This is a genomic window from Paenibacillus dendritiformis, from assembly GCF_015845845.1.
In the GTDB taxonomy this organism is placed as follows: domain Bacteria; phylum Bacillota; class Bacilli; order Paenibacillales; family Paenibacillaceae; genus Paenibacillus_B; species Paenibacillus_B dendritiformis_C.
This window is the reverse complement of record NZ_LDIG01000144.1, coordinates 1-20,886: the sequence shown is the minus strand read 5'-3', so window position 1 is coordinate 20,886 and position 20,886 is coordinate 1. Positions and strand designations below refer to the sequence as shown.

The following is a 20,886-nucleotide window of genomic DNA, read 5'->3' as shown; positions in this document are numbered from 1 at the left end:
CCGAAACAGAGCTAAACGGATTCAGCTAACGGGTTCTTACCGTCATCTGCAAAAGTTACGAACCCGCTGTGAGCATGTGTTTGCTGAAAGCAAAGTTGCGCATGGCATGGATCGTGCACGGAGCCGCGGACTCGACTGCATGCAAGAACAGGCGCTACTGACGGCGATCGTTCAAAATCTGAAAAGACTATGCCGGTTTGGGAAAAAGCGATCTCGAACTGGTATGTCGGCATGCCAAAAAACGAAATCCGTGATGACAGAGGCGTTGTCACGCCTACTCATTTCAGCGCTGGCTGAGTTGTTTTACTCGTTTTGCATGTCCATCAGACGGCTACAACTGCACTAATTCACCGGACTTTTAGAGAAACACGGGAGAGGGAATTAAAGCATCACCAAAATTGAATCAAATCAAAAGGAGGAAGATGTACGGTGGATATTAAGGATAAAAATGATGGGTTACAGTTATTTAACGAGTTAATTAGTAGAGAAATAAGTTTTCCTGAAATCATGACGCAATTAGCAAAATATATGGCACAGCAAAAAAGTGAGTCTGGAGAAGACCAGACGTTAGATGTAAAAGAAGCGGCTTCTTTTCTGAGGGTTTCTACGTGGATGATATACGATATGGTACAGAAAAAGAAAATCCCATTTTTTCGTATCGGAAGCCGTATATTCTTTAGGAAAAAGGATCTTGAGACGATGATAACAGAGCAAATACAAAATAATGTGAAGCATGGTTAATTAGGCTTAATTATTGATAATTTGGTCCCCAAATGGTCCCCAGACCTTAAATTTTGATTATTGTTATACAATGCTCTAGGCTCTGTATTAATTCATTTATGCCTTATGAAACGGGGAGATTTTGGTGTGTAACAATACAAAATTCGGGGCCCTCTTACGAGAGCCCCTTCATGGGAGAGGAGAAACCGGACGAAGAGCTTATGGGGAAACGTAAGTCTTCTCCGCGGTTGTCTACGACATTCAATGATGTCGATACTTTAAGGATTGCCAGCCGGACGAAATATATACATCCCCCGGCGAACTTTTTTTCTTTTGGCATGATGTCAGCTTCACGGTGCGGATTTCATTTTTCAAAATTGGGAAATGTATGTTACGATAAACGACGAATATGCGGCATGATCGCTGCATGGAAGTTGGCGGAAAGAAGAGAAGGTGAGACAACTGAGAGTAATATCGGGAACGGCCAAAGGCCGCACGCTGAAGCCTGTGCCCGGCATGGGGACCAGGCCGACGACGGATAAAGTGAAGGAAGCGCTGTTCAGCATGATCGGTCCTTATTTCGAAGGGGGCCGTGCGCTCGATCTGTTCGCAGGAACAGGCGGCTTGGGCATTGAAGCGTTGAGCCGGGGAGCGGAATGGGCGGTCTTCATTGATAAGGATATGAGAGCGATCGAGGTCGTGCGCGGCAATCTGACGGCCACGGGGTTGGCCGGCAAGGCCGAAGTGTACCGCAACGATGCGAGAAGGGCGCTCAAGGCGCTGGCTAAGAGGAATCTTTCCTTTCATTATGTCTTTCTTGATCCGCCGTACCGGTTGAAGGATGCGGACGAACTGCTGATGGAGATGTGGGATAACGGCTTGCTGCGCAAGGACGCCATCATTGTCGTCGAGCATGACGCATCCCATTCGTATTCGGAGCGCATTGGTCCGCTCTCGATATGGAAGAAGGCGGATTATGGGGATATCGCGGTGTCGATATACCTCGTGGATGCGGAAGCTTCCGCGGAATAAAGGAAGCGATTCTGCTGCACCCGAACAGAACAACGGGGCGCCTGCCTATGTTGCTATAGGTGTCAAGCGCCTTCCAAGGAGGTTAATGATTTATGACAGATCATGATGAGCATGCATGCCGGCCCCGGACTGCCGTATATCCAGGCAGCTTCGATCCGGTGACGCTCGGACACCTGGATATTATCCAGCGGGCGGCGAAGCAATTCGACAAGCTGATTGTCGCCGTGCTGAACAATTCGAGCAAGAAGCCGCTCTTCTCCATTGAAGAACGCCTTGAACTGCTGCGCACGGTGACGAAGCCGTGGACCAATGTAGAGGTGGACAGCTTTAGCGATCTGACCGTCAATTATATGGACGCGAAGAACGGCGATGTCATTGTTCGCGGCATTCGATCGGTTACGGATTTCGAATACGAGCTGCAGCTGGCTTCGACGAATCAGAAGCTCAACCCCCGGGTAGAGACGATATTCATGATGACGAATCCGAAGTATTCCTATCTCAGCTCCAGCATCGTGAAGGAAATCGCCCACTATGGCGGCGATATTAGCGAGCTGGTCGCCCCGGAGGTCGAGGCGGCGCTGCGGGATAAATATAAGCGCTGACCAGCGAACCGTGCCAGGACGGCGCTTAGACGCGCTTCCAACTTCCAATCAAGAGCGAGGCCGCCATACCGATGAGCAGAAGGATACATAGAACCGGGACCAGCGCCAATGATTGCAGCCATCCTGGCGCCGATGCGAGCTCGGCAATGGACTGAATCCAGGAGGATGGCTCCTGCATGAGTCCGTTCTCGACGTCCAGCAGCCGGAACGCCGCCTGCTCCGGCGGCGCAAGGCGCAAAAGGCGGTGAAGCGGGTGCCACAGGACAAATGTGAGCAGGAAGGCAGAGCCGGCATGGAGAAGCCTCATCAACAAAAAGCGGCTGTACCGCAAATCGGTTCCTCGGGTCAAGCTATGGACCTGCAGATGCGCGCTGATTCCGCTCCATGCAATGACGGCTCCGATAAGGGCGGTCTGGATAAGCGGGGAACGGAAGGCGGCCGAGCCGAGCGAATATGCGCCAAGATTCACCTCGAGCAGGCCGTTCAGCAGGTAAGCGCCGAATTCCTGGGGAATGGCAAGCCGCAGCACCTGGACAATCACAGAGAACATCATAATATAGCCGCCGATCATCATGAGCGTCTGGACGGAAGAAGTGACGGCATCGCCTAGCAGCCGGCCGAACGCGCGCCCGTCCCGGCGGTGGGCTTGCTCCATCGCCTGCAGCATCCGCTTCCATAGCGGCTTGGGCGCGGCGGACGCCGTTCGCCGCATCGGGATGCGATCGGCAGCGGGATGAAAAGCTCCCGCCCAACGTACAATAAGCATCATCAACAGGGAAGAAACCCAATGCACGACAGCGATAACAAGCCCCAATTCGGCCTGCTGCAGGAAGCCGACTCCGACGACGGCGATCATGAAAATCGGGCTGGCTGCATGCGTCAGGCCGAGCAGCCGCTCCGCTTCCAGGCGGGACAATTCATTGTCTTTCCGCAGGCGGACGACGGCTTCGGCGCCCGCAGGATACCCGGCTGTCCAACCGACGGACCAGGCCCAGCCGCCGATTCCGGGAAGCCGGAACAGGGTCCGCATCAATGGATCCAGCAGTACGCCGATGCCATGGACCCAGCCGTAGGCCTTCAACATTTCGGACAGAATGAGAAACGGCAGCAGGGCCGGGAATATAATGGTCCACCATACCTTCAGCCCTTGCAAAGAGGCTTGAAACGATTTATCCGGATAAGCGATGATGCACAGCACCAACAGTACCGCAGAGCCCCCCATGATGAGCGTGGACAGTCGCTGGGAAGCGGGCGATGTGCGAAACGAGAACATGGCGGTCACCCCTTTGGCCGTAAATGAAGAAGCAGGCTTCAAGCGCATTACGATCTCATGTGTACGTAACAGGGACGGGCTTTAGACCAAATATCGCCGGGCGATCCGAGGGCATAGGGAGGTAGGAGAATGGAAAAGGAGTTCAGATCGTACGGGCGGCAGCCGAATTCTCCCCGCTTCCGAAGTTGGAAGTGGATCTTCGCGGCGATCGTGTTGTTTTATGTCGTTGTATACATGCCGACGCCGTATGTCATTTATACGCCGGGAAGCGCCGAGGAAGTGAAGCCGTTCATCAATGTGGAGGGCGGCGACGAGACGGAAGAGGGCACGTTCCTTCTGACGACGGTGAGAAGAACATATGCCAATCTGGCGCTGATCGCGTGGCGGGCCTTCGATCCGAATGCCGAATTCGGAAAGAAGGAAGATGCGCTTCAAGGGAGAACCGAGCAGGAATATATCAATGAACAGCTCTTCAATATGAGCAACTCGCAGATGGCCGCGATATTGGCCGCCTACAATCAGGTCGGCATTCCGTACGACATCGAGTCCGAAGGCATTTATGTTCTATTTAACAATAAGCAACTGGCGGATAATGAATTCATTACCAACGACCGGATCTTGGAAGTGGAGGGCCAGAAGGTGAACGGCTTCGACGATTTGCAGTCTGCCTTGAAAGGGCGGGCCGCCGGGGAGACAATTCAGGCTGCCGTCGAGCGGGAAGGCAAGGTCGTGCAGGTCAAGGCGAAGCTGGTCGAGCTGCCGGATCAGACCGGCAGCGGCAAGAAGCGGATTGGCTTCGGTCTGGCTTACGGGGAGAAAAAGAAGGTCGTGCCCGCGGATAACAAACATAACGTCACCTTCCACGAGTCCGACATCGGCGGGCCTTCGGCGGGCTTGATGTTCACGCTGGAGCTGATCAACCGCCTGACGCCGGGGGATCTGACGAAGGGCTTCCGGATCGCGGGCACCGGCACGATCGATCCGTCGGGGAAGGTCGGCCCGATCGGCGGCGTGAAGCATAAGGTTGTGGCGGCTGACCGCGAAGGGGCGGTCTTGTTCCTGGTCCCTTCCGGCAACTATGAGGAAGCGAAGGCGAAGATGGACAAGATGAACACGAAGATGGAGCTGGTGAAGGTCGATACGCTGCAGGACGCGCTGGAGGCGTTGAAGCGGTTCCAGCCGGCTTCGTAGCATCATATCGGATTGAGAACCGGATTCCGGGCGGACAACGGTTGGCGCATGCCAGCCGTTGTCGCCGTTATGGGGATTAGAACCGGCGCGGCGGCTCATAATAGTCACGAAAGGCGGCTCTCGCTTCCCAGCCGCGGAACGCGTTGGCATAGACGGCGGTGGCGCGGGCGTCCGCTTCCAGGCCGGCGCGGCCGCCCAAATGGCTGTTGTCGCGCGTCATGTTCAGGACGACGGGAAGCTCCGCGCATCGCTTCATCCGCTTCAACAGATGGCGTCCGCGCTCCGTGAAGCCGAGCACCCGCAAGTAAGCGGGACCCGTGGCGAGGGCGTCCGGCCCGAAATGGAATTTATCATGATGCAGCAAGATATGGGCCAAGGTCCGCATCAATTTGGTCCGCGTATAGCGCTTCGTCTTCAGCTTGGCGATCAGCGGCTCGATGCCGGGCTCCTCCAGCGTCTGCAGCGCTTGCTTGATGCGGTGCTCCAGCCCCTCGGTCACCTCCAGATACCGAGCCAGCTCCTCGGGGGGGAGCAGGTAGAGGCGGTAGAACAGCTCGCGGCGGAACGCTTCCCAGCCGAGCGGGGCCCTGCCGGAAGCATGCTCGCGCTCCAGGATGCGGAGCGTGCTCTCCGGCACATAGCGGGCCGCCGCAGCCAGTTCCCCGGAGCCGGACCAGAGGCGCCGGACCGCGGTGGCGCTGGCGATCGTGCCTTCCGGCGCTTCCGCATCGTGGTAGCCGGCTTCGCGGCGGGAAATCGTCAGCGGCTTCATGTCGCTGTTCAGCCGCCGCATCGCCAGCAAATAGTGCAGCCCGAGCGAATTGTTCGGCTGCGTCAGCCAATGCGCCGCCCTGCCGGGCTCCGCTTCGCTTCCGGCGCCTGCCTCGCCGCCGTCCACCACCGGCCCGGCCGCGGCGGCGTAGGCGGCCGGATAGCTGCGCCCGGCCTTCAGCTCGGCGCGCAGCCGGCCGGCGAATCCGTCCGGCTCGCGGGCCAGCGCCTTGGCGGCCCCGCGCAGCCGCTTCAGGTCGCCGGACTCGCTGCCGAAGCACAGGGCGTCGACGACGCCGGTCGCCTGGAGCGTCGCTACCGCGCCATAGGCGAACCATTCGGCCGGCTGGACGGCGTACGCGACCGGAAGCTCCAGCACGAGGTCGACGCCGGCGGCCAGCGCCATATCCGTGCGCGCCCATTTGTCGGCGAGCGCCGGCTCGCCCCGCTGCAGGAAATGCCCGCTCATCACCGCGACGGCGGCTTCCGCTCCGGCCGCCAGCTTCGATTGCTCCAAATGATACAGATGACCGTTATGCAGCGGGTTATATTCAACAACGATTCCGACCGTTTTCATATCACTCTTCCTTTCGATCACAGAATAAGGTAAGATGGTGATTCATGGACAGAAAAGTACACAGGCTGCCTCGCGTCCGGAGGGGCCGTCGGGCCCCCGCGGCGCTCCTGAATTTCCCATCCGATCATACCATGAACCGGGAACGATCGGCGAATTTTTGGCGGAGAGGCAGAGGATGTCCCGGCAATCTGTCAAACGAATTTGGTTGACAAAGCATGACGTTAATCGCTATAATTAATTTTGTTTGTTTGGAGTGATGTTATGAACATTCATTTTCGGGACATTGCCGCAAAAGGACAGGAAACACGCATTCAATCGGCATTTTCCGCGAACGATGTGGTAAGGGACCGCAAAGATATTTCCATCCCCGACCCGGTGACCGTGGATTTGACGGCCAGGGCGGAAGGCGAAGGACAGATTGGCGTACATGGCCAGTTGACCGCGCGGTTGGAATTGGTATGTTCGCGTTGTTTGACGTCGTTTACCGAGACATACGTCATTCCGTTCGATGAGCAATTCAAGCTGACAGACTCTACTGATCTTTCCCCGGAGGAAGAGGAGGACGACGTCATTGCGGTGACGGAAGACCTTATCGACCTGCAGCCTTATGTGGAAGTAGCGCTTCTGCTGGCCTTGCCGTTCGCGCCGCTGTGCGGCGAAGCGTGCAAGGGATTGTGCCCGACCTGCGGCACGAACCGCAACGAGCAGTCCTGCGGCTGTTCGAACGAGCGCATTGACCCGAGACTGGCGGGGTTACAAGATTTCTTCAAGAAATAAATAGCGACAGTAGAAGTATTCTGTCCAAGAAGAGCGCTGGCCGCGCTTTTTGGACAGCCCTGGAAGAGCACGTAACTTGGGTAAGGAGGTGTAGAACATGGCAGTACCTCAAAGAAGAACGTCGAAGACTCGTCGTGACAAGCGCCGTACGCACTTTAAATTGTCTGTGCCTGGCATGGTGAAGTGCGCACAATGCGGAGAGTTGAAATTGGCTCACCATGTATGCAAAGTGTGCGGAACATACAAAGCAAGAGAGATCATCAAACAATAATGACTCATAAGAAAAGCAGTGCTTCGCCAACGGTGGGGCGCTGTTTTTTTATAAATCCGGGCGGATTTCACAACTTCTGCTTTTCTTTGCCGTCGAATTTATATATACTGGATTAGTACCAGGTTCTAATGGCTCCTATCAACGGCCTCTTCATTTATGAAGATGAGATAAAGTATTTATTCCGAATTATATTCCGAGGCTCCGAAGTCGATGTGACGATCCGGACAACAGGACAAGAAGGTGGTGCGGGGTCATCCAACGTTTGCCGAAGCGACAGCGTCAACAACAGTTGGCGAAAATCATAGAGGAAAATCCGTTTGTTACCGATCAGGAACTGACCCGCATGCTGAAGGTCAGTATCCAGACCATTCGCCTCGACCGGATGGAGCTGGCCATCCCGGAGCTGCGGGAGCGCCTGAAGATGATGGCGGAGCAGACCTACGATCAGGTGCGGTCGCTGCCGCTGCATGAAGTGGTCGGAGATATTGTCGATCTGCAGCTGGATCATAGCGGCATCTCGTATTTCGAGATCCGCGAGGAGCATGTCTTCTCGCGGACGCATATCGCGCGGGGACATCATTTGTTCGCGCAGGCGAACTCGCTCGCCGTGGCCGTCATTAACGATGAGATCGCGCTGACGGCCACGGCGGACATCCGCTTCATCCGGCCGGTCCGCCTCGGGGAGAAATGCATCGCCAAGGCGTATGTCCGATCCGGCTCGGGGGCGCGGAGCAAGGCGAAGGTGGAAGTATTCAGCTATGTGGGCGAGGAGCTGGTGTTCCAGGGCAACTTTATCATATTCCGTTCAGGCGCGATGAACGGCACCGAAGGAGGAGACGAGCATGAGAATCGCCATTGACGCCATGGGCGGAGACCACGCCCCGGAATGCAATGTGCAAGGGGTTCTGGCCGCGGCGCAAGCCTGGTCTGATATCGAGCTGATGCTGGTGGGGGACGAGGCGAGGCTGGAGCCGATGCTGACATCCCGCCCCGCGAATGTCCGCATCGTTCATGCGGCGAGCGCGATCGAAGCGGATGACGAGCCTGTCAAGGCGGTCAGACGCAAGAAGGACGCTTCGATGGTTGTCGCCGGACGAATGGTGCGGGAAGGGGAAGCGGACTGCATGATCTCGGCCGGGAACACCGGCGCGCTCATGACGACGGGCCTGCTGGTCGTCGGCCGGATGCCCGGCGTCGAGCGGCCGGCGCTGTCGCCGATGATTCCGACGATGGACGGGCGCGGCGTGCTGGCGCTCGATCTGGGGGCGAACATGGACGCGAAGCCGGAGCATCTTGTGCAGTATGCGCTGATGGGCAGCATTTACCGGGAGAAGGTGCACGGCATTCCGAAGCCCCGCGTCGGGCTGCTCAACGTCGGCACGGAAGCGATGAAGGGCAACGATCTGACGAAGCAGGTATATCCGATGCTGGAACAGCTGCCGATACATTTCGTCGGCAATGTGGAGGCGCGCGATGTGCTGGAAGGCAGCTGCGACGTGCTCGTATGCGACGGGTTCGTCGGCAATGTGCTTCTCAAGTCGCTGGAAGGCACGGCCGGCTCCTTGTTCAGCGTGTTGAAGCAGGAATTTACCCGTTCCTGGTATACGAAGCTGGCAGCCGCGGTGCTGATGCCGGGCTTGAAGCGTCTGAAGAAAATGATGGATTACAAGGAGCACGGCGGCGCGCCGCTGCTCGGACTGAACGGGCTGGTGCTGAAAGCCCACGGTTCTTCGGACGCGCGGGCGATCGAGAATGCGGTCCGCCAAGCGCGCACGGCGCTGCAGCATGATCTTATCCATACGATTGCAACGGAAATCGGAGGGAATCCAAGCGGGAAGTGAGTGGTGCGATAATGAATTTGCGTTCGGTAGGCATTATCGGTACGGGGATGTACGTACCCGAACGGGTATTGACCAATGAAGACTTGGAAAAGATGGTCGATACAAGCGACGAATGGATTGTAACCCGGACCGGGATAAAAGAGCGGCGGATCGCGGCCGAGCATGAAGCGACGTCGGATTTGGCGTATCATGCCGCCCAGAAGGCGCTGAAGGCGGCCGGCATATCGGCGGAGCAGCTGGATCTGATCGTCGTCACGACGATTACGCCGGACATGGTTTTCCCGTCCACGGCCTGTCTGCTTCAAGAACGGCTCGGCGCCAAGCGCGCCGCGGCGTTCGACCTGTCGGCGGCCTGTGCCGGCTTCATTTACGGGCTGGCCAATGCGAGCAACTTTATCGCGATGGGCACCTATCAATATGCGCTCGTCGTCGGGGCGGAATGCCTGTCCCGGATTACGGATTATACGGACCGGAACACATGCATCCTGTTCGGTGACGGCGCCGGGGCCGCCGTGCTCGGTCCGGTTGCGGAAGGACGCGGCTTCCAGTCATTCGAGCTGGGCGCGGACGGCAGCGGCAAGGAGCTGCTGAAGCTGGAAGGCGGAGGTTCCCGCCACCCGGCATCGCATCAGACCGTGGACGACAAGCTCCATTATATTTATATGAACGGCAGGGAAGTATTCAAGTTCGCGGTGCGCGTCATGGGCAATGCCGCCGATGAAGCGCTCAAAAAGGCGGGCAAAACCAAAGAAGACATCGATCTGCTCATCCCGCATCAAGCGAATACCCGGATTATTCATGCCGCGATTGAGCGCCTGAATCTGCCGGAGGAGAAATGCGTCATCAATCTGCCGAAGTATGCGAACACCTCGGCGGCCTCGATACCGCTCGCCTTGGCGGAAGCGGTGGAGGAAGGCCGCGTGAAGGAAGGCGACACGCTTCTTCTCGTCGGCTTCGGCGGAGGCCTGACCTGGTCGGCCTCGGTTATTCAATGGTAATCGGGCGCGATCGCAGCGAAAAATTGCATCGAATCACGGCGCCTTGCCGTAATACGTTATAGACATCAGTCATTGGAAGGAGTGTGCCCTATGGGCAAATTGGCATTTGTCTTTCCTGGACAAGGCTCGCAAGAGGTCGGCATGGGCAAGGACGTGTATGATGCCGTGCCGGCGGCGCGGGAAGCGTTCGAGACCGCAGACCGGGTGTTGGGATTCCCGTTGACCGAGATGATATTCCAAGGTCCGGAGAGCGACCTGAAGCAGACGTCGAACACGCAGCCGGCGCTGCTGGCGACGAGTTGGGCGCTCTATCAGGCACTGGAGCGCCATGGAATCCGGCCGGATTATGTAGCCGGACACAGCCTGGGCGAATACGGGGCGCTCGTGGCGGCAGGCGTGCTCCGCTTCGAGGACGCGATTGCCATCGTGCGCCAGCGCGGCCAGTTCATGGAGCAGGCGGTTCCGAGCGGCCAGGGCGCCATGGCGGCGGTGCTCGGCGCCGAGCGCGAACGTCTGGGCGCTCTGTGCGACGATATTTCCGCCGCCGGGACTCCGGTCGAGATGGCGAATCTGAACTGTCCGGGCCAGATCGTCGTGTCCGGATCCCGCGAAGGGATCGACGCGGTGGTCGAGCGCGGCAAGGAAGCCGGAGCGAAGCGGGTCATTCCGCTCGAAGTGAGCGGACCGTTCCATTCCGCGATGATGAAGCCGGCGGCCGAGCGGCTCGGCGAGGCTCTGCGGGCCGTCGAGATGCAGGATGCGCGCATTCCTGTCATCGCGAATGTGACCGCCCGTCCGGTCACCGAGGCCGAGAAGATTCGCGGGTTGCTGGTTGAACAGGTATTTTCGCCTGTCCTCTGGGAGGACAGCGTCCGGTATTTGATCGATCAAGGCGTGGACACCTTCGTCGAGATTGGATCGGGCAAGGTGCTGTCCGGTCTCATCAAAAAAATCGACAGATCGGTCCGCATCGTCTCCATCAACAGTCTCGAGGCGGTCGAAGCGTACGAGTGACCGATCGGACGGACGCGGCGATGCGTTGACCGCAGGAATGCGCAATGGCCGGATGACATCGTCTCGTGTCCAAGCCGATAGATCATACAGACGACTGACTTGAATCGAAGATTTTGTGAAAGGGGAATACCGATGTCCAGCTTGGAAGGAAAAACGGCGCTTGTTACAGGAGCGTCCCGCGGTATCGGCCGGGCGATTGCCATTCATTTGGCGGAAGCCGGCGCCGATATCGTCGTCAATTATGCCGGCAGTGAAGCGGCGGCGGCCGAGACGGCGGCAGCGATTGCGGCCCTTGGACGCAAGGCTGTCACGGTGAAGGCCAACGTCGGCAAGATGGAGGAAGCCGAGCAGCTTGTGAAGACTGCATTGGAACAATTCGGAAAAATTGACATTTTGGTGAATAATGCCGGCATTACAAGAGATAATTTAATTATGCGGATGAAAGAGGAAGAGTTCGATCAGGTGATTGAGACGAATCTGAAGGGCGTCTTCAACTGCATCAAAGCCGTGACGCGCCCAATGATGAAGCAGCGTTCCGGCCGCATTATCAACATCTCGTCCGTCGTCGGCGTGCTGGGCAATCCGGGACAAGCCAATTACGTGGCCGCCAAGGCGGGGGTCATCGGCTTGACGAAGGCGTCGGCTCGGGAGCTCGCTTCCCGGGGTATTACCGTCAACTGTGTCGCGCCGGGTTTCATCGAGACCGATATGACCGACGTGCTGCCGGAAGACATGAAGGCGCAACTGCTCAGCCAGATTCCGCTGGGCAAGCTCGGCCAGCCGGCGCATATCGCCAAGGCGGTCCGCTTCCTCGCTTCGGAGGATGCGGAGTACATGACCGGCCAGACGATTCACGTCGATGGCGGCATGTATATGTAGGGCTTTTCAGTCTATGAATCCATGGACTTTAAGCATTATTTTGTAAGAGTTTTTGATATGGTAATTTAAAATGTTTTTTCGTATAATACCAAGGAGGAGGTGAACCGGATGTCAGCAGAAGTGTTTGAGCGAGTGAAGCGCATCATCGTTGAGCGCCTTGGCGTAGATGAAGCGGAAGTAACACTGGAAGCATCTTTTAAAGATGATCTTGGCGCTGATTCCCTCGATGTTGTGGAATTGGTCATGGAATTGGAAGATGAGTTTGATATGGAAATCTCTGATGAAGACGCAGAGAAGATTACTTCGGTAGGAGAAGTAGTGAATTACATACAATCTCATAAGTAAGCAGGTAGTGAGTCCCGTTCAAGCAGTAACGGGACTTCTACTCATTTACGTTGTATGTAGCGCGTTGTCTACCTAGGGATGCGCTTGATGTATAGAACTCGGAACTGATAATAGAGGTGATACGCGTTGAAACAGAGGGTTGTAGTGACCGGGATGGGAGTGGTAACGGCTCTCGGTTCGGACCTCGATACGTTGTGGAGGAGCCTGATGGAAGGCAAGTCAGGCATTTCTCGGATCGAGTCGTTCGATACGACCGATTACCCGACAAAGATCGCTGCTTCCGTTAAAGATTTCAATCCGGAAGACTATATAGATAAGAAGGAAGCGCGCCGTATGGACCGCTTCGTTCAATTCGGCATCGCTGCGAGCAAGAAGGCGCTGGACGATGCCAAGCTGGACATGGACCAGACGAACCGGGATCGGGTCGGCGTCATCGTCGGTTCGGGCATCGGCGGACTGGGAACTTGGGAAGAGCAGCACCGCGTTTTGTTGGAAAAAGGAGTTAAGCGAGTCAGTCCCTTCTTCATTCCGATGATGATCGCGAACATGGCGTCAGGCCATATCTCGATGATGATCGGCGCGCGCGGCCCGAATACGGCTGCCGTATCCGCATGCGCGACCGGGACCCACTCGATCGGCGATGCGTTCAAGATCATTCAGCGCGGCGACGCCGACGTCATGATCTGCGGCGGTGCGGAAGCGACGATCCGCCCGATCGGGATGGCCGGATTTTGCGCGATGCGCGCCATGTCCACGCGCAATGACGAGCCGGAACGCGCGAGCCGGCCGTTCGATGTCGACCGCGACGGCTTCGTGATGGGCGAGGGCGCCGGCGTGCTCGTTCTCGAGTCGCTGGAACACGCGCTGGCCCGCGGAGCCCGTATCTATGCGGAGGTAGCCGGCTATGGCATGAGCGCGGATGCGCATCATATTACGGAGCCGGATCCGGAAGGTCCTGCGCTCTGCATGACGAGAGCGATTCAGGACGCGGGATTCGAGCCGGCGCAGATCGATTATATTAACGCGCACGGAACATCGACCCCGGTCGGGGACAAATCGGAAACCCGGGCCATCAAGGCCGCATTGGGTGACCATGCAAGGAATGTAGCAATTAGTTCTACGAAGTCGATGACAGGACACTTGCTTGGTGCAGCCGGCGGAGTAGAAGCCGTTATCTGCGCATTGACGCTGCAGCATGGCATGATTCCGCCAACAATCAACTTAGAGAATCAAGATCCGGAATGCGACCTGGATTACGTGCCGAATGTGCCGCGCAAGGCGGACGTCCGCACCGCCATGTCGAACTCATTCGGCTTCGGAGGGCATAACGCGACCGTTGTATTAACGAAATACGAAGCGTAAGGAGTCAGACTGTTGAGTGTAGAATTGAAGCAGTTACAGCAGAAACTGAACATTCATTTCCGAAACAGGCAGCTGTTAAAGCAGGCGTTTACCCATGCTTCCTACGTAAACGAACATCGCTTCGGTCAGCACCAAGACAATGAACGCCTGGAATTTTTGGGCGATGCTGTGTTGGAGCTGACAGTGTCTGAATTTTTGTTCCATCAATGTCCGACACGGCCCGAAGGAGAACTGACCAAGATGCGCGCATCGATCGTCTGCGAGCCTTCCCTCGTCAAATTCGCCAATCAGCTGCAATTCGGCAAGTATGTGCTGCTCGGCAAAGGCGAAGAGCTGACCGGAGGGCGGACACGCCCAGCGCTGCTGGCCGATGTGTTCGAATCGTTCATCGGTGCATTGTATCTCGATCAAGGGCTGGAGCCTGTGCGGGAGTTTTTGCGTAATCATATTTTTCCGCAGATCTCGCTTGACGGCAAGCTGCAGACGAATGATTACAAGACGCAGCTGCAGGAGCTTACCCAGCACCACAATCTGGGAGCGCTTGAGTATCGTATCGTAGAGGAACGCGGCCCTGCGCATGAACGGGAGTTCGTGTCCGAAGTTCACATGGGAGAGACCTGTCTGGGCCGCGGAGTCGGCCGCTCCAAGAAAGAAGCGGAGCAGCAGGCTGCGGCTGAAGCCCTCGAGCATTTGGTTATTCCGAAATCATAAGGTACTGTTAGGCCGGCGGGACGCTGCCGGCCGGTTTCGCAGAAAGAGCAAAGAGCAGCGCGCGAGACGGAACGGATGCCATTCCGTGACAGGCTGGTTTTTGCTCTTTCTTTGTCCAGAGCAGGGGCTTGGTCAGGCAGTATGGACAACCGGATGGAGAGGGCTGATTCGGATCGCGATATGGTACAATAAACATTGAGGTGAATGAGGAACGATGTTCTTAAAACGGTTAGAACTGGCGGGCTTTAAGTCGTTCGCCGACCGAACGGAGTTGGAGTTCGTTCAGGGAATTACCGGTGTCGTCGGCCCGAACGGCAGCGGCAAAAGCAATATATCTGACGCCATTCGCTGGGTGCTCGGCGAACAGAGCGCCAAATCGCTGCGGGGCGGCAAGATGGAGGACATTATCTTTGCAGGCAGCGATGCGCGAAAGGCGGTGAACTTCGGGGAAGTCTCGCTGACGTTGGACAATAGCGACGAGACGCTCGGTCTGGACTTCCATGAAGTGACGGTCACCCGGCGTGTTCACCGCTCGGGTGACAGCGAATATTTTATCAACAAGCAGCCCTGCCGCTTGAAAGATATTACGGAATTGTTCATGGATACGGGCATCGGCAAGGAAGCCTATTCCATTATCGGGCAAGGCCGGATCGAAGAGATTTTGAGTACGCGTTCCGAAGATCGGCGCGGTATTTTCGAGGAAGCGTCCGGCATTGTGAAGTACAAGTCCCGCAAGCGGGATGCGAAGAAGAAGTTGGATGATACCGAGCAGAATCTGCTGCGCATTCACGATCTGGTCGTGGAGCTGGAGGATCAGATTGGACCGCTCAAGGAGCAGGCCGAGAAAGCGCGCCACTTCAAGCAGCTCAAGGAGTTGCTGAAGACGAAGGAAATCGCCGTCTACGTTCATCAGATCGAGCAATTGCACGCTTCCTGGCAGCAGGCCAATGCGAAGCTGTCCGAACTGAAGGAACGGGAGCTGGCGTTGTCCACGGTCGTAAGCGAGCATGATTCGAAGCTGGAAGTGCACCGGGTCGAGCTGCGCAAGCTGGAGGAAGAACTGGAGCGGCTGCAGGCGACGCTGCTGCATTACAGCGAGGAGTATGAGAAGTGCGAGGGCCAGGGCGAGGTGCTCCGCGAGCGCAAGCGCAACCTGGTCGCGAATGAGCAGCAGATGCGGGCCAGCCTCGCGACAACATCGGAGCGGATGCGGACGAAGCAGCTGGAGGTTCAGGCCGTTCGCGAGAAGCTGCTGTCGTTGGAGAGCGAGCTCGTCGAGACCAAGGGGCTCATTCATGCGGAAGAGGCGCGGCTTGTCGGCGTAACCGGCGGGACGAGCTCCGATGCGGAAGAGAGCTTGAAGGGCGAACTGCTCGACATTATGAACCAGATGGCCCAGCAGCGGAACGATATCCGCTATTACGATCAGCAGAAGGAAGCGCTGGACAAGCGGCTGCACAAGATGAAGCAGGGCCGTACGAAGCGGGAGCAGGAGCAGGCCGATCTGCGCAAGCGGATGGAAGATGCGAAGCGGCGCATGGAGACGATGGCCGAGGATCTCGCATACATACGGAACCGTTATTTGCAGGAGAGCGAGCAGCTGAAGAAGGACGAAGCGCTGCTTGGCGAGACCGAACAAGCGGCCCGCAAATGGCAGCAGCAAGCCGATGCGCTCGTCTCGCGCCGCGATACGATGAAGGAGCTGGCGAATGATTACGACGGCTTCATGCTCGGGGTCCGGGAGGTCCTCAAGGCGGCCCGGCGCAACAGCCTTCAGGGCGTTCACGGGGCGGTAGCCGAACTAATCCGGGTGCCGGAAGAGCTGGAGACCGCGGTCGAGACCGCGCTTGGCGCGGCGCTGCAGCATATCGTCATGGAAAATGAAGCCGTATCCCGGGCGGCCATTACGTTCCTGAAGCAGCGGCAGCTGGGACGGGCCACGTTCCTCCCGCTCGATGTTATCCGGAGCCGGACGATGAATGAATCGGATCGCCGGGCGGTGGAAGGCGCTGCAGGATATATCGGCATCGCTGCCGATCTGGTGCGCAGCGACAAAGCCTATGCGAATGTCGTCGGAAGCCTGCTCGGCAATGTCGTGCTGGCGGAGACGCTGGAGGATGCGAACCGGATCGCGGCCCGCCTGCAATACCGCTACCGCATCGTGACCCGCGAAGGCGACGTCGTCAATGCCGGCGGTTCCATGACCGGGGGCAGTCTGAACAAGAAGAATGCCAATCTGCTCGGGCGGAAGCGTCAGCTCGAACAACTCGACGCCGATATCAAAGCGACGGACAAGCAGTTAGCGAAGCTGAACGAATCGGTTGCCGAGCTGAAGAAGCGGACTGCGGGGGCCGTCAAGCGGCTGGATGACCTGCGCGAGCAGGCCGAGAGCAAGCGCATCAGCGAGCAGCAGCTGGCAAGCGAGCTGACCCAACTGGAGAAGGAAGAACGGCAGCTCGCCGAATTGCTGGAGATGGAAGGCCAGGAACTGGCCCATGCAGCCGAGGAAATGGCGACGCTGGAATCCGGGCGCAGAACGGCGGAACTGCGGCTGTCTGAACTGAAAATCGAGGAGGATCGTCTCCACGTCGCCATCGAGAGGGCCGAATCGGCGCGCAAGGCGAACGAATCGGCCAAGGAGGAACTGCAAACCCAACTGACCGACATGAAGGTTCGCCAGGGCAAGCTGGAGCAGGAGACGTTCTCTCTTCAGGAGCGCTTGAAGCGGGTAGAGGAAGAGGCTCGTGGCTATGAGCAGGAATATACACAGCTGACCCAGAGCTTGATTCAAGTGCAAATCGATCTCGAGACCGCCGAGCGCGAAGCGATGAAGCAAACGGAGGATCTGAATCATTTCGGCGTGAAGAAGCAGGAGACCGGGAAGCAGATCGAGTTCAAGCGCGCGGATCGCGCCGCTTCCCTGGAACGGTTGGAGCTTGCCGAGAGCGATACGAAGGAGCAGCGCACCGAATTGAAGCAGGTGGAAGAGGCAATGCGCCAAACCGAGATCCAGGCGAACCGGCTCGATGTCGAGCTCGACAATCTGCTGCGCAAGCTGAGCGACGAATACGAGATTAGCTTCGAGTTGGCGAAGCACCGCTATGCGGTGCCGGACGATATCGAGGCCGCCCAGCAGGAAGTGCGCGACCTGAAGCGCCAGATCTCTGCGCTCGGAGAAGTCAATCTCGGAGCGATTGATGAATTCGAACGAATCAATGAAAGATATCAATATTTGAGCGAGCAAAAAGACGATCTGATCGAAGCGAAAACGGCGCTGTACCAAGTCATCCGCGAAATGGAAGACGAGATGTCGAAGCGGTTCAAAGCGACCTTCGATGAGATTCGCCAGCGGTTCGTTGTCGTCTTCGCCAAGCTGTTCGGCGGCGGACGGGCCGATCTGGTCCTGCTTGAGCCGGACAACATTCTGGAGACCGGCATCGATATCGTAGCGCAGCCTCCCGGCAAGAAGCTGCAAAATCTGCAGCTGCTGTCCGGCGGGGAACGCGCGCTTACGGCCATGGCGCTCTTATTCGCCATTCTTCATGTGAAGCCGGTGCCGTTCTGCGTGCTGGACGAGGTGGAGGCCGCGCTGGATGAAGCCAATGTGACGCGGTTTGCCCAATATTTGCGCGAATTCGCGGAGGTGACGCAGTTCATCGTCGTTACCCACCGCAAAGGCACGATGGAAGAAGCGGATGTGCTGTACGGCGTGACGATGGAGGAAGGCGGCGTATCCAAGCTGGTCTCCGTCAAGCTGGAAGATGAAGAAGCTATCATTGCATAAGGAGCGGGGGAGCTATGAGTTTTTTCAAAAAATTGAAGGAAAGCATCGCATCCAAGACCGAATCGGTTACGGCCAAGTTCAAGGAAGGCTTGGAGAAAACGCGCAAGGGATTGGTCGAGAAAGTCTCGGATCTTATTACGCGGCGCAAAAAGATTGACGAAGCGTTCTATGAAGAGCTGGAGGAGATTCTGATCGGCGCGGACGTAGGCGTCACGACCGTCATGAACCTGATTGACGATCTTCGCGTCGAAGTGCGTCAGCGCAAAATCGAGGACGCAGCGGAACTGCAGCCCGTGCTGTCGGAAAAGCTGATCGAGCTGCTGCGCGGCGATGAATCGAATAAACTGAACATGAATCCGAACGGAATGACCGTCATTCTGTTCGTCGGCGTGAACGGCGTCGGCAAGACGACGACAATCGGGAAGCTGGCCTACCGTTTCAAGCAGGAAGGCAAGTCCGTGCTGCTTGCGGCCGGAGATACGTTCCGCGCCGGAGCGATTGAGCAGTTGGAAGTATGGGGACAGCGCGTCGGCGTAGATGTCATCAAGCAGCAGGCCGGTTCGGATCCGGCTGCGGTCATGTATGACGCCGTGCAGGCCGCCAAGCAGCGCAATGTCGATGTGCTGCTGTGCGATACCGCCGGCCGTCTGCAGAACAAGACGAACCTAATGGAAGAGCTGAACAAAATTTTCCGCGTCATCCGCCGCGAGATTCCGGATGCGCCGCATGAAGTGCTTATGGTCCTTGATGCGACGACAGGCCAGAACGCGCTCAGCCAGGCGAAGCTGTTCGGCGAGAAGAGCGGCGTCACCGGCCTCGTGCTCACGAAGCTGGACGGAACCGCCAAGGGCGGCATCGTCATCGCCATCCGCCAGGAGCTGAGCCTGCCGGTCAAGCTCGTCGGCTTGGGCGAGAAAATGGAGGATCTGCAGGAATTCGATTCCGAGCAGTTCGTTCACGCCCTGTTCGCCGGCCTGATCCAGGAGGCAGAAGAGCAAGAGGCGGAGGAACAGCAACAATCATAATACGAGCATCGAGCATCATGCATCCAGCTCAAAATAAAGCGATTCAGAAGACGTCCCGGTAAGGCAATGTCATTAAGATAAGGCGCGGAAACCATAATCAAGCACAAGAGCAGGTTATCAAAAAGATAGCCCGCTCTTTTTTTTGTTTCAAAAGAAAATCAAGACTTAACAGGTAGATGGATATGTGTGGCGAAGCCCCTTGAAAAAACGAGGAGGTTACGCCAATGAATGAGTACGCGAATTCGCTAAAAGAAACGCTGACATCCCTCATACGAGAAATGGCAGCCGCACCAGCACCTTATGTCAAAAACCCTGAAAAAGATTTTACCCGAAAGAAAAAGCTATCCTTTGAAACGGTGATGCAACTCCTGATCTCCATGGGGGGCAACAGCATATATAAGGAACTCCTGGAATCCCAAGGTTATAACGTAAACACCGCAACCACTTCCGCTTTTGTCCAACAGAGGAATAAAATCCTGCCGTCTGCTGTGGAATTCTTGTTTCACGCATTTACGCAATCGTATACGGATATCAAGGACTACCGAGGGTATCGATTACTTGCCGTTGACGGTTCGGATTTACATATCGCAACTGACTCTGCGGACACGGACACCTATTTTCAAAGTCAACCGAACACGAAAGGCTATAGCCTTCTGCATTTGAACGCTGCCTATGACTTGTGCAACAGACTGTACGTGGATGCCATTGTTCAACCACGAAGGTTGTGCAACGAGGGAAGGGCGCTGGCTGCTATGGTTGACCGTTCTCCCATCAAGGGCAAAACCATTGTTATTGCCGATAGAGGTTATGAAAGTTACAACAATTTCGCGCACCTTGAACGCAAAGGGTGGAACTATGTCATACGGGTAAAGGATTTGGATTCCAATGGTATTCTTTCGGGCTTGCGTTTGCCCTCTAGCGGAGAGTTTGATAGGGACGTTCATCTGACACTCACCAAAAAACAAACCAAAGAGGTCAAGGCTAATCCCGAGATGTACAAGTTCGTTCCTTCCACGTCTACATTTGATTTTTTGGATTTGCATGAGAACTTGTTTTACCCGATTACCTTTCGGGTTGTTCGTTTCGTCCTGCCTCATGGCGCTTATGAGACCGTCATTACGAATCTTTCTGCCGCTGATTTCCCACCCGATGAAATCAAGTCTATGTATAACAGGCGATGGGGCATTGAAACCTCTTTCAGGGCATTAAAGTACACTGTCGGTCTGACGAATTTTCACGCAAAGAGACGAGAGTCCATCACCCAAGAGATTTTCGCAAGAATGATCATGTACAATTTCGCTGAAATGATGACCTCACACGTCGTCATTTCCCAAATGGATAAACGGCACTCATACCAAGTCAACTTCACGGTTGCCGTTCACGTTTCTAGACATTTCCTGCGCTCACGGCACGATGAACCCCCGCCCGATGTTGAAGCACTGATCCGCAAAAACATTTTGCCGATTCGCCCCGTTCGCCCAGGGCAGCAGAATACGCGCAAAATACGCTACAAATCAGTTGTTAGCTTCGTCTATAGAGTAGCATAATTCGTTTCATATGAACATTTTTTAAGCGGATCTTCCGTCCGCTTTGTTTGCTGTACGCTTTTTCCTTGCTTGCACCAAAAACAAACGGCACAGGGCTTTTTCCCATGCCGTTTCGGATTCCATTTTTATTTCCGCTCTTGTCTTTGAGCTTAACTTAATGACATTG

Annotated in this window: 20 protein-coding genes; 18 read left to right on the top strand and 2 right to left on the bottom strand. The window is 56.4% G+C overall.

Translation table 11 applies throughout. The features are described from left to right. From ABD76_RS13515 to coaD, 4 genes are all read left to right on the top strand, one after another. Positions 1-346: transposase (locus ABD76_RS13515; RefSeq protein ID WP_197253583.1), on the top strand; the 346-nt coding region annotated here is incomplete at its 5' end. 83 nt (positions 347-429) lie between these two features. Continuing rightward, positions 430-741 (top strand): helix-turn-helix domain-containing protein, encoded by a 312-nt coding sequence (locus ABD76_RS30200; RefSeq protein WP_197257627.1) that lies wholly within the window; start codon positions 430-432, stop codon positions 739-741. A gap of 441 nt (positions 742-1,182) precedes the next feature. Next, positions 1,183-1,752 (top strand): 16S rRNA (guanine(966)-N(2))-methyltransferase RsmD, encoded by a 570-nt coding sequence (gene rsmD, locus ABD76_RS13505; protein WP_197257629.1) that lies wholly within the window; start codon positions 1,183-1,185, stop codon positions 1,750-1,752. 92 nt (positions 1,753-1,844) lie between these two features. Beyond that, positions 1,845-2,354: a pantetheine-phosphate adenylyltransferase gene (coaD, locus tag ABD76_RS13500; RefSeq protein ID WP_197257625.1), complete on the top strand. Its 510-nt coding sequence runs from the start codon at positions 1,845-1,847 to the stop codon at positions 2,352-2,354. Positions 2,355-2,379: 25 nt separating this feature from the next. Here the strand turns inward: coaD and ABD76_RS13495 are convergent, their stop codons facing one another. After that, entirely contained in the window at positions 2,380-3,627 is a 1,248-nt protein-coding gene (locus ABD76_RS13495; RefSeq protein WP_197257623.1) for a nucleoside recognition domain-containing protein, read from the bottom strand. Positions 3,628-3,756: 129 nt separating this feature from the next. On the opposite strand from ABD76_RS13495, the gene ABD76_RS13490 reads away from it, so the two are divergent. Then, on the top strand, positions 3,757-4,818 hold the full coding sequence (locus tag ABD76_RS13490) for a YlbL family protein (protein ID WP_197257621.1): 1,062 nt from the start codon (positions 3,757-3,759) through the stop codon (positions 4,816-4,818). 76 nt (positions 4,819-4,894) lie between these two features. On the opposite strand, the gene ABD76_RS13485 is transcribed toward ABD76_RS13490, so the two are convergent. After that, entirely contained in the window at positions 4,895-6,166 is a 1,272-nt protein-coding gene (locus ABD76_RS13485; RefSeq protein ID WP_197257619.1) for a nucleotidyltransferase, read from the bottom strand. A gap of 261 nt (positions 6,167-6,427) precedes the next feature. Here ABD76_RS13485 and ABD76_RS13480 point away from each other — a divergent pair, with 261 nt between their 5' ends. The 13 genes from ABD76_RS13480 to ABD76_RS13420 all read left to right on the top strand — a co-directional run bounded on the left by ABD76_RS13480 (position 6,428) and on the right by ABD76_RS13420 (position 20,720). Continuing rightward, entirely contained in the window at positions 6,428-6,943 is a 516-nt protein-coding gene (locus tag ABD76_RS13480) for a YceD family protein (protein ID WP_197257617.1), read from the top strand. A gap of 97 nt (positions 6,944-7,040) precedes the next feature. After that, a complete protein-coding gene (gene rpmF / locus ABD76_RS13475) occupies positions 7,041-7,214 on the top strand; it encodes a 50S ribosomal protein L32 (RefSeq protein ID WP_005551879.1) in 174 nt (57 codons plus the stop codon). 262 nt (positions 7,215-7,476) lie between these two features. Beyond that, complete coding sequence (gene fapR / locus ABD76_RS13470) at positions 7,477-8,073, top strand: transcription factor FapR (RefSeq protein WP_197257615.1); 597 nt, start codon at positions 7,477-7,479, stop codon at positions 8,071-8,073. Beyond that, complete coding sequence (plsX, locus tag ABD76_RS13465) at positions 8,057-9,055, top strand: phosphate acyltransferase PlsX (RefSeq protein WP_197257613.1); 999 nt, start codon at positions 8,057-8,059, stop codon at positions 9,053-9,055. Before fapR ends, plsX begins: the two co-directional genes overlap by 17 nt. 11 nt (positions 9,056-9,066) lie before the next feature. After that, entirely contained in the window at positions 9,067-10,053 is a 987-nt protein-coding gene (locus ABD76_RS13460) for a beta-ketoacyl-ACP synthase III (RefSeq protein ID WP_197257611.1), read from the top strand. Between the two features lie 90 nt (positions 10,054-10,143). Then, positions 10,144-11,067 carry an ACP S-malonyltransferase gene (gene fabD / locus ABD76_RS13455; RefSeq protein ID WP_197257609.1) on the top strand — a complete coding sequence of 308 codons (924 nt, stop codon included), beginning with the start codon at positions 10,144-10,146 and terminating at the stop codon, positions 11,065-11,067. Between the two features lie 132 nt (positions 11,068-11,199). After that, positions 11,200-11,946, top strand: a complete 747-nt coding sequence (gene fabG, locus ABD76_RS13450) for a 3-oxoacyl-[acyl-carrier-protein] reductase (protein WP_197257607.1) — start codon at positions 11,200-11,202, stop codon at positions 11,944-11,946. 108 nt (positions 11,947-12,054) lie between these two features. Further along, a complete protein-coding gene (gene acpP, locus ABD76_RS13445) occupies positions 12,055-12,291 on the top strand; it encodes an acyl carrier protein (RefSeq protein WP_006676625.1) in 237 nt (78 codons plus the stop codon). Between the two features lie 126 nt (positions 12,292-12,417). After that, on the top strand, positions 12,418-13,653 hold the full coding sequence (fabF, locus tag ABD76_RS13440) for a beta-ketoacyl-ACP synthase II (protein WP_197257605.1): 1,236 nt from the start codon (positions 12,418-12,420) through the stop codon (positions 13,651-13,653). A 12-nt stretch (positions 13,654-13,665) separates the two neighbouring features. Beyond that, positions 13,666-14,364 (top strand): ribonuclease III, encoded by a 699-nt coding sequence (gene rnc / locus ABD76_RS13435; protein ID WP_168182731.1) that lies wholly within the window; start codon positions 13,666-13,668, stop codon positions 14,362-14,364. A gap of 214 nt (positions 14,365-14,578) precedes the next feature. Further along, positions 14,579-18,148, top strand: a complete 3,570-nt coding sequence (gene smc / locus ABD76_RS13430; RefSeq protein ID WP_197257603.1) for a chromosome segregation protein SMC — start codon at positions 14,579-14,581, stop codon at positions 18,146-18,148. Between the two features lie 14 nt (positions 18,149-18,162). Then, entirely contained in the window at positions 18,163-19,173 is a 1,011-nt protein-coding gene (gene ftsY / locus ABD76_RS13425) for a signal recognition particle-docking protein FtsY (RefSeq protein ID WP_197257601.1), read from the top strand. Between the two features lie 224 nt (positions 19,174-19,397). Next, positions 19,398-20,720, top strand: coding sequence for an IS4 family transposase (locus ABD76_RS13420; RefSeq protein WP_197257525.1), 1,323 nt, complete (start codon positions 19,398-19,400; stop codon positions 20,718-20,720). The last annotated feature ends 166 nt before the right edge of the window (positions 20,721-20,886 follow it).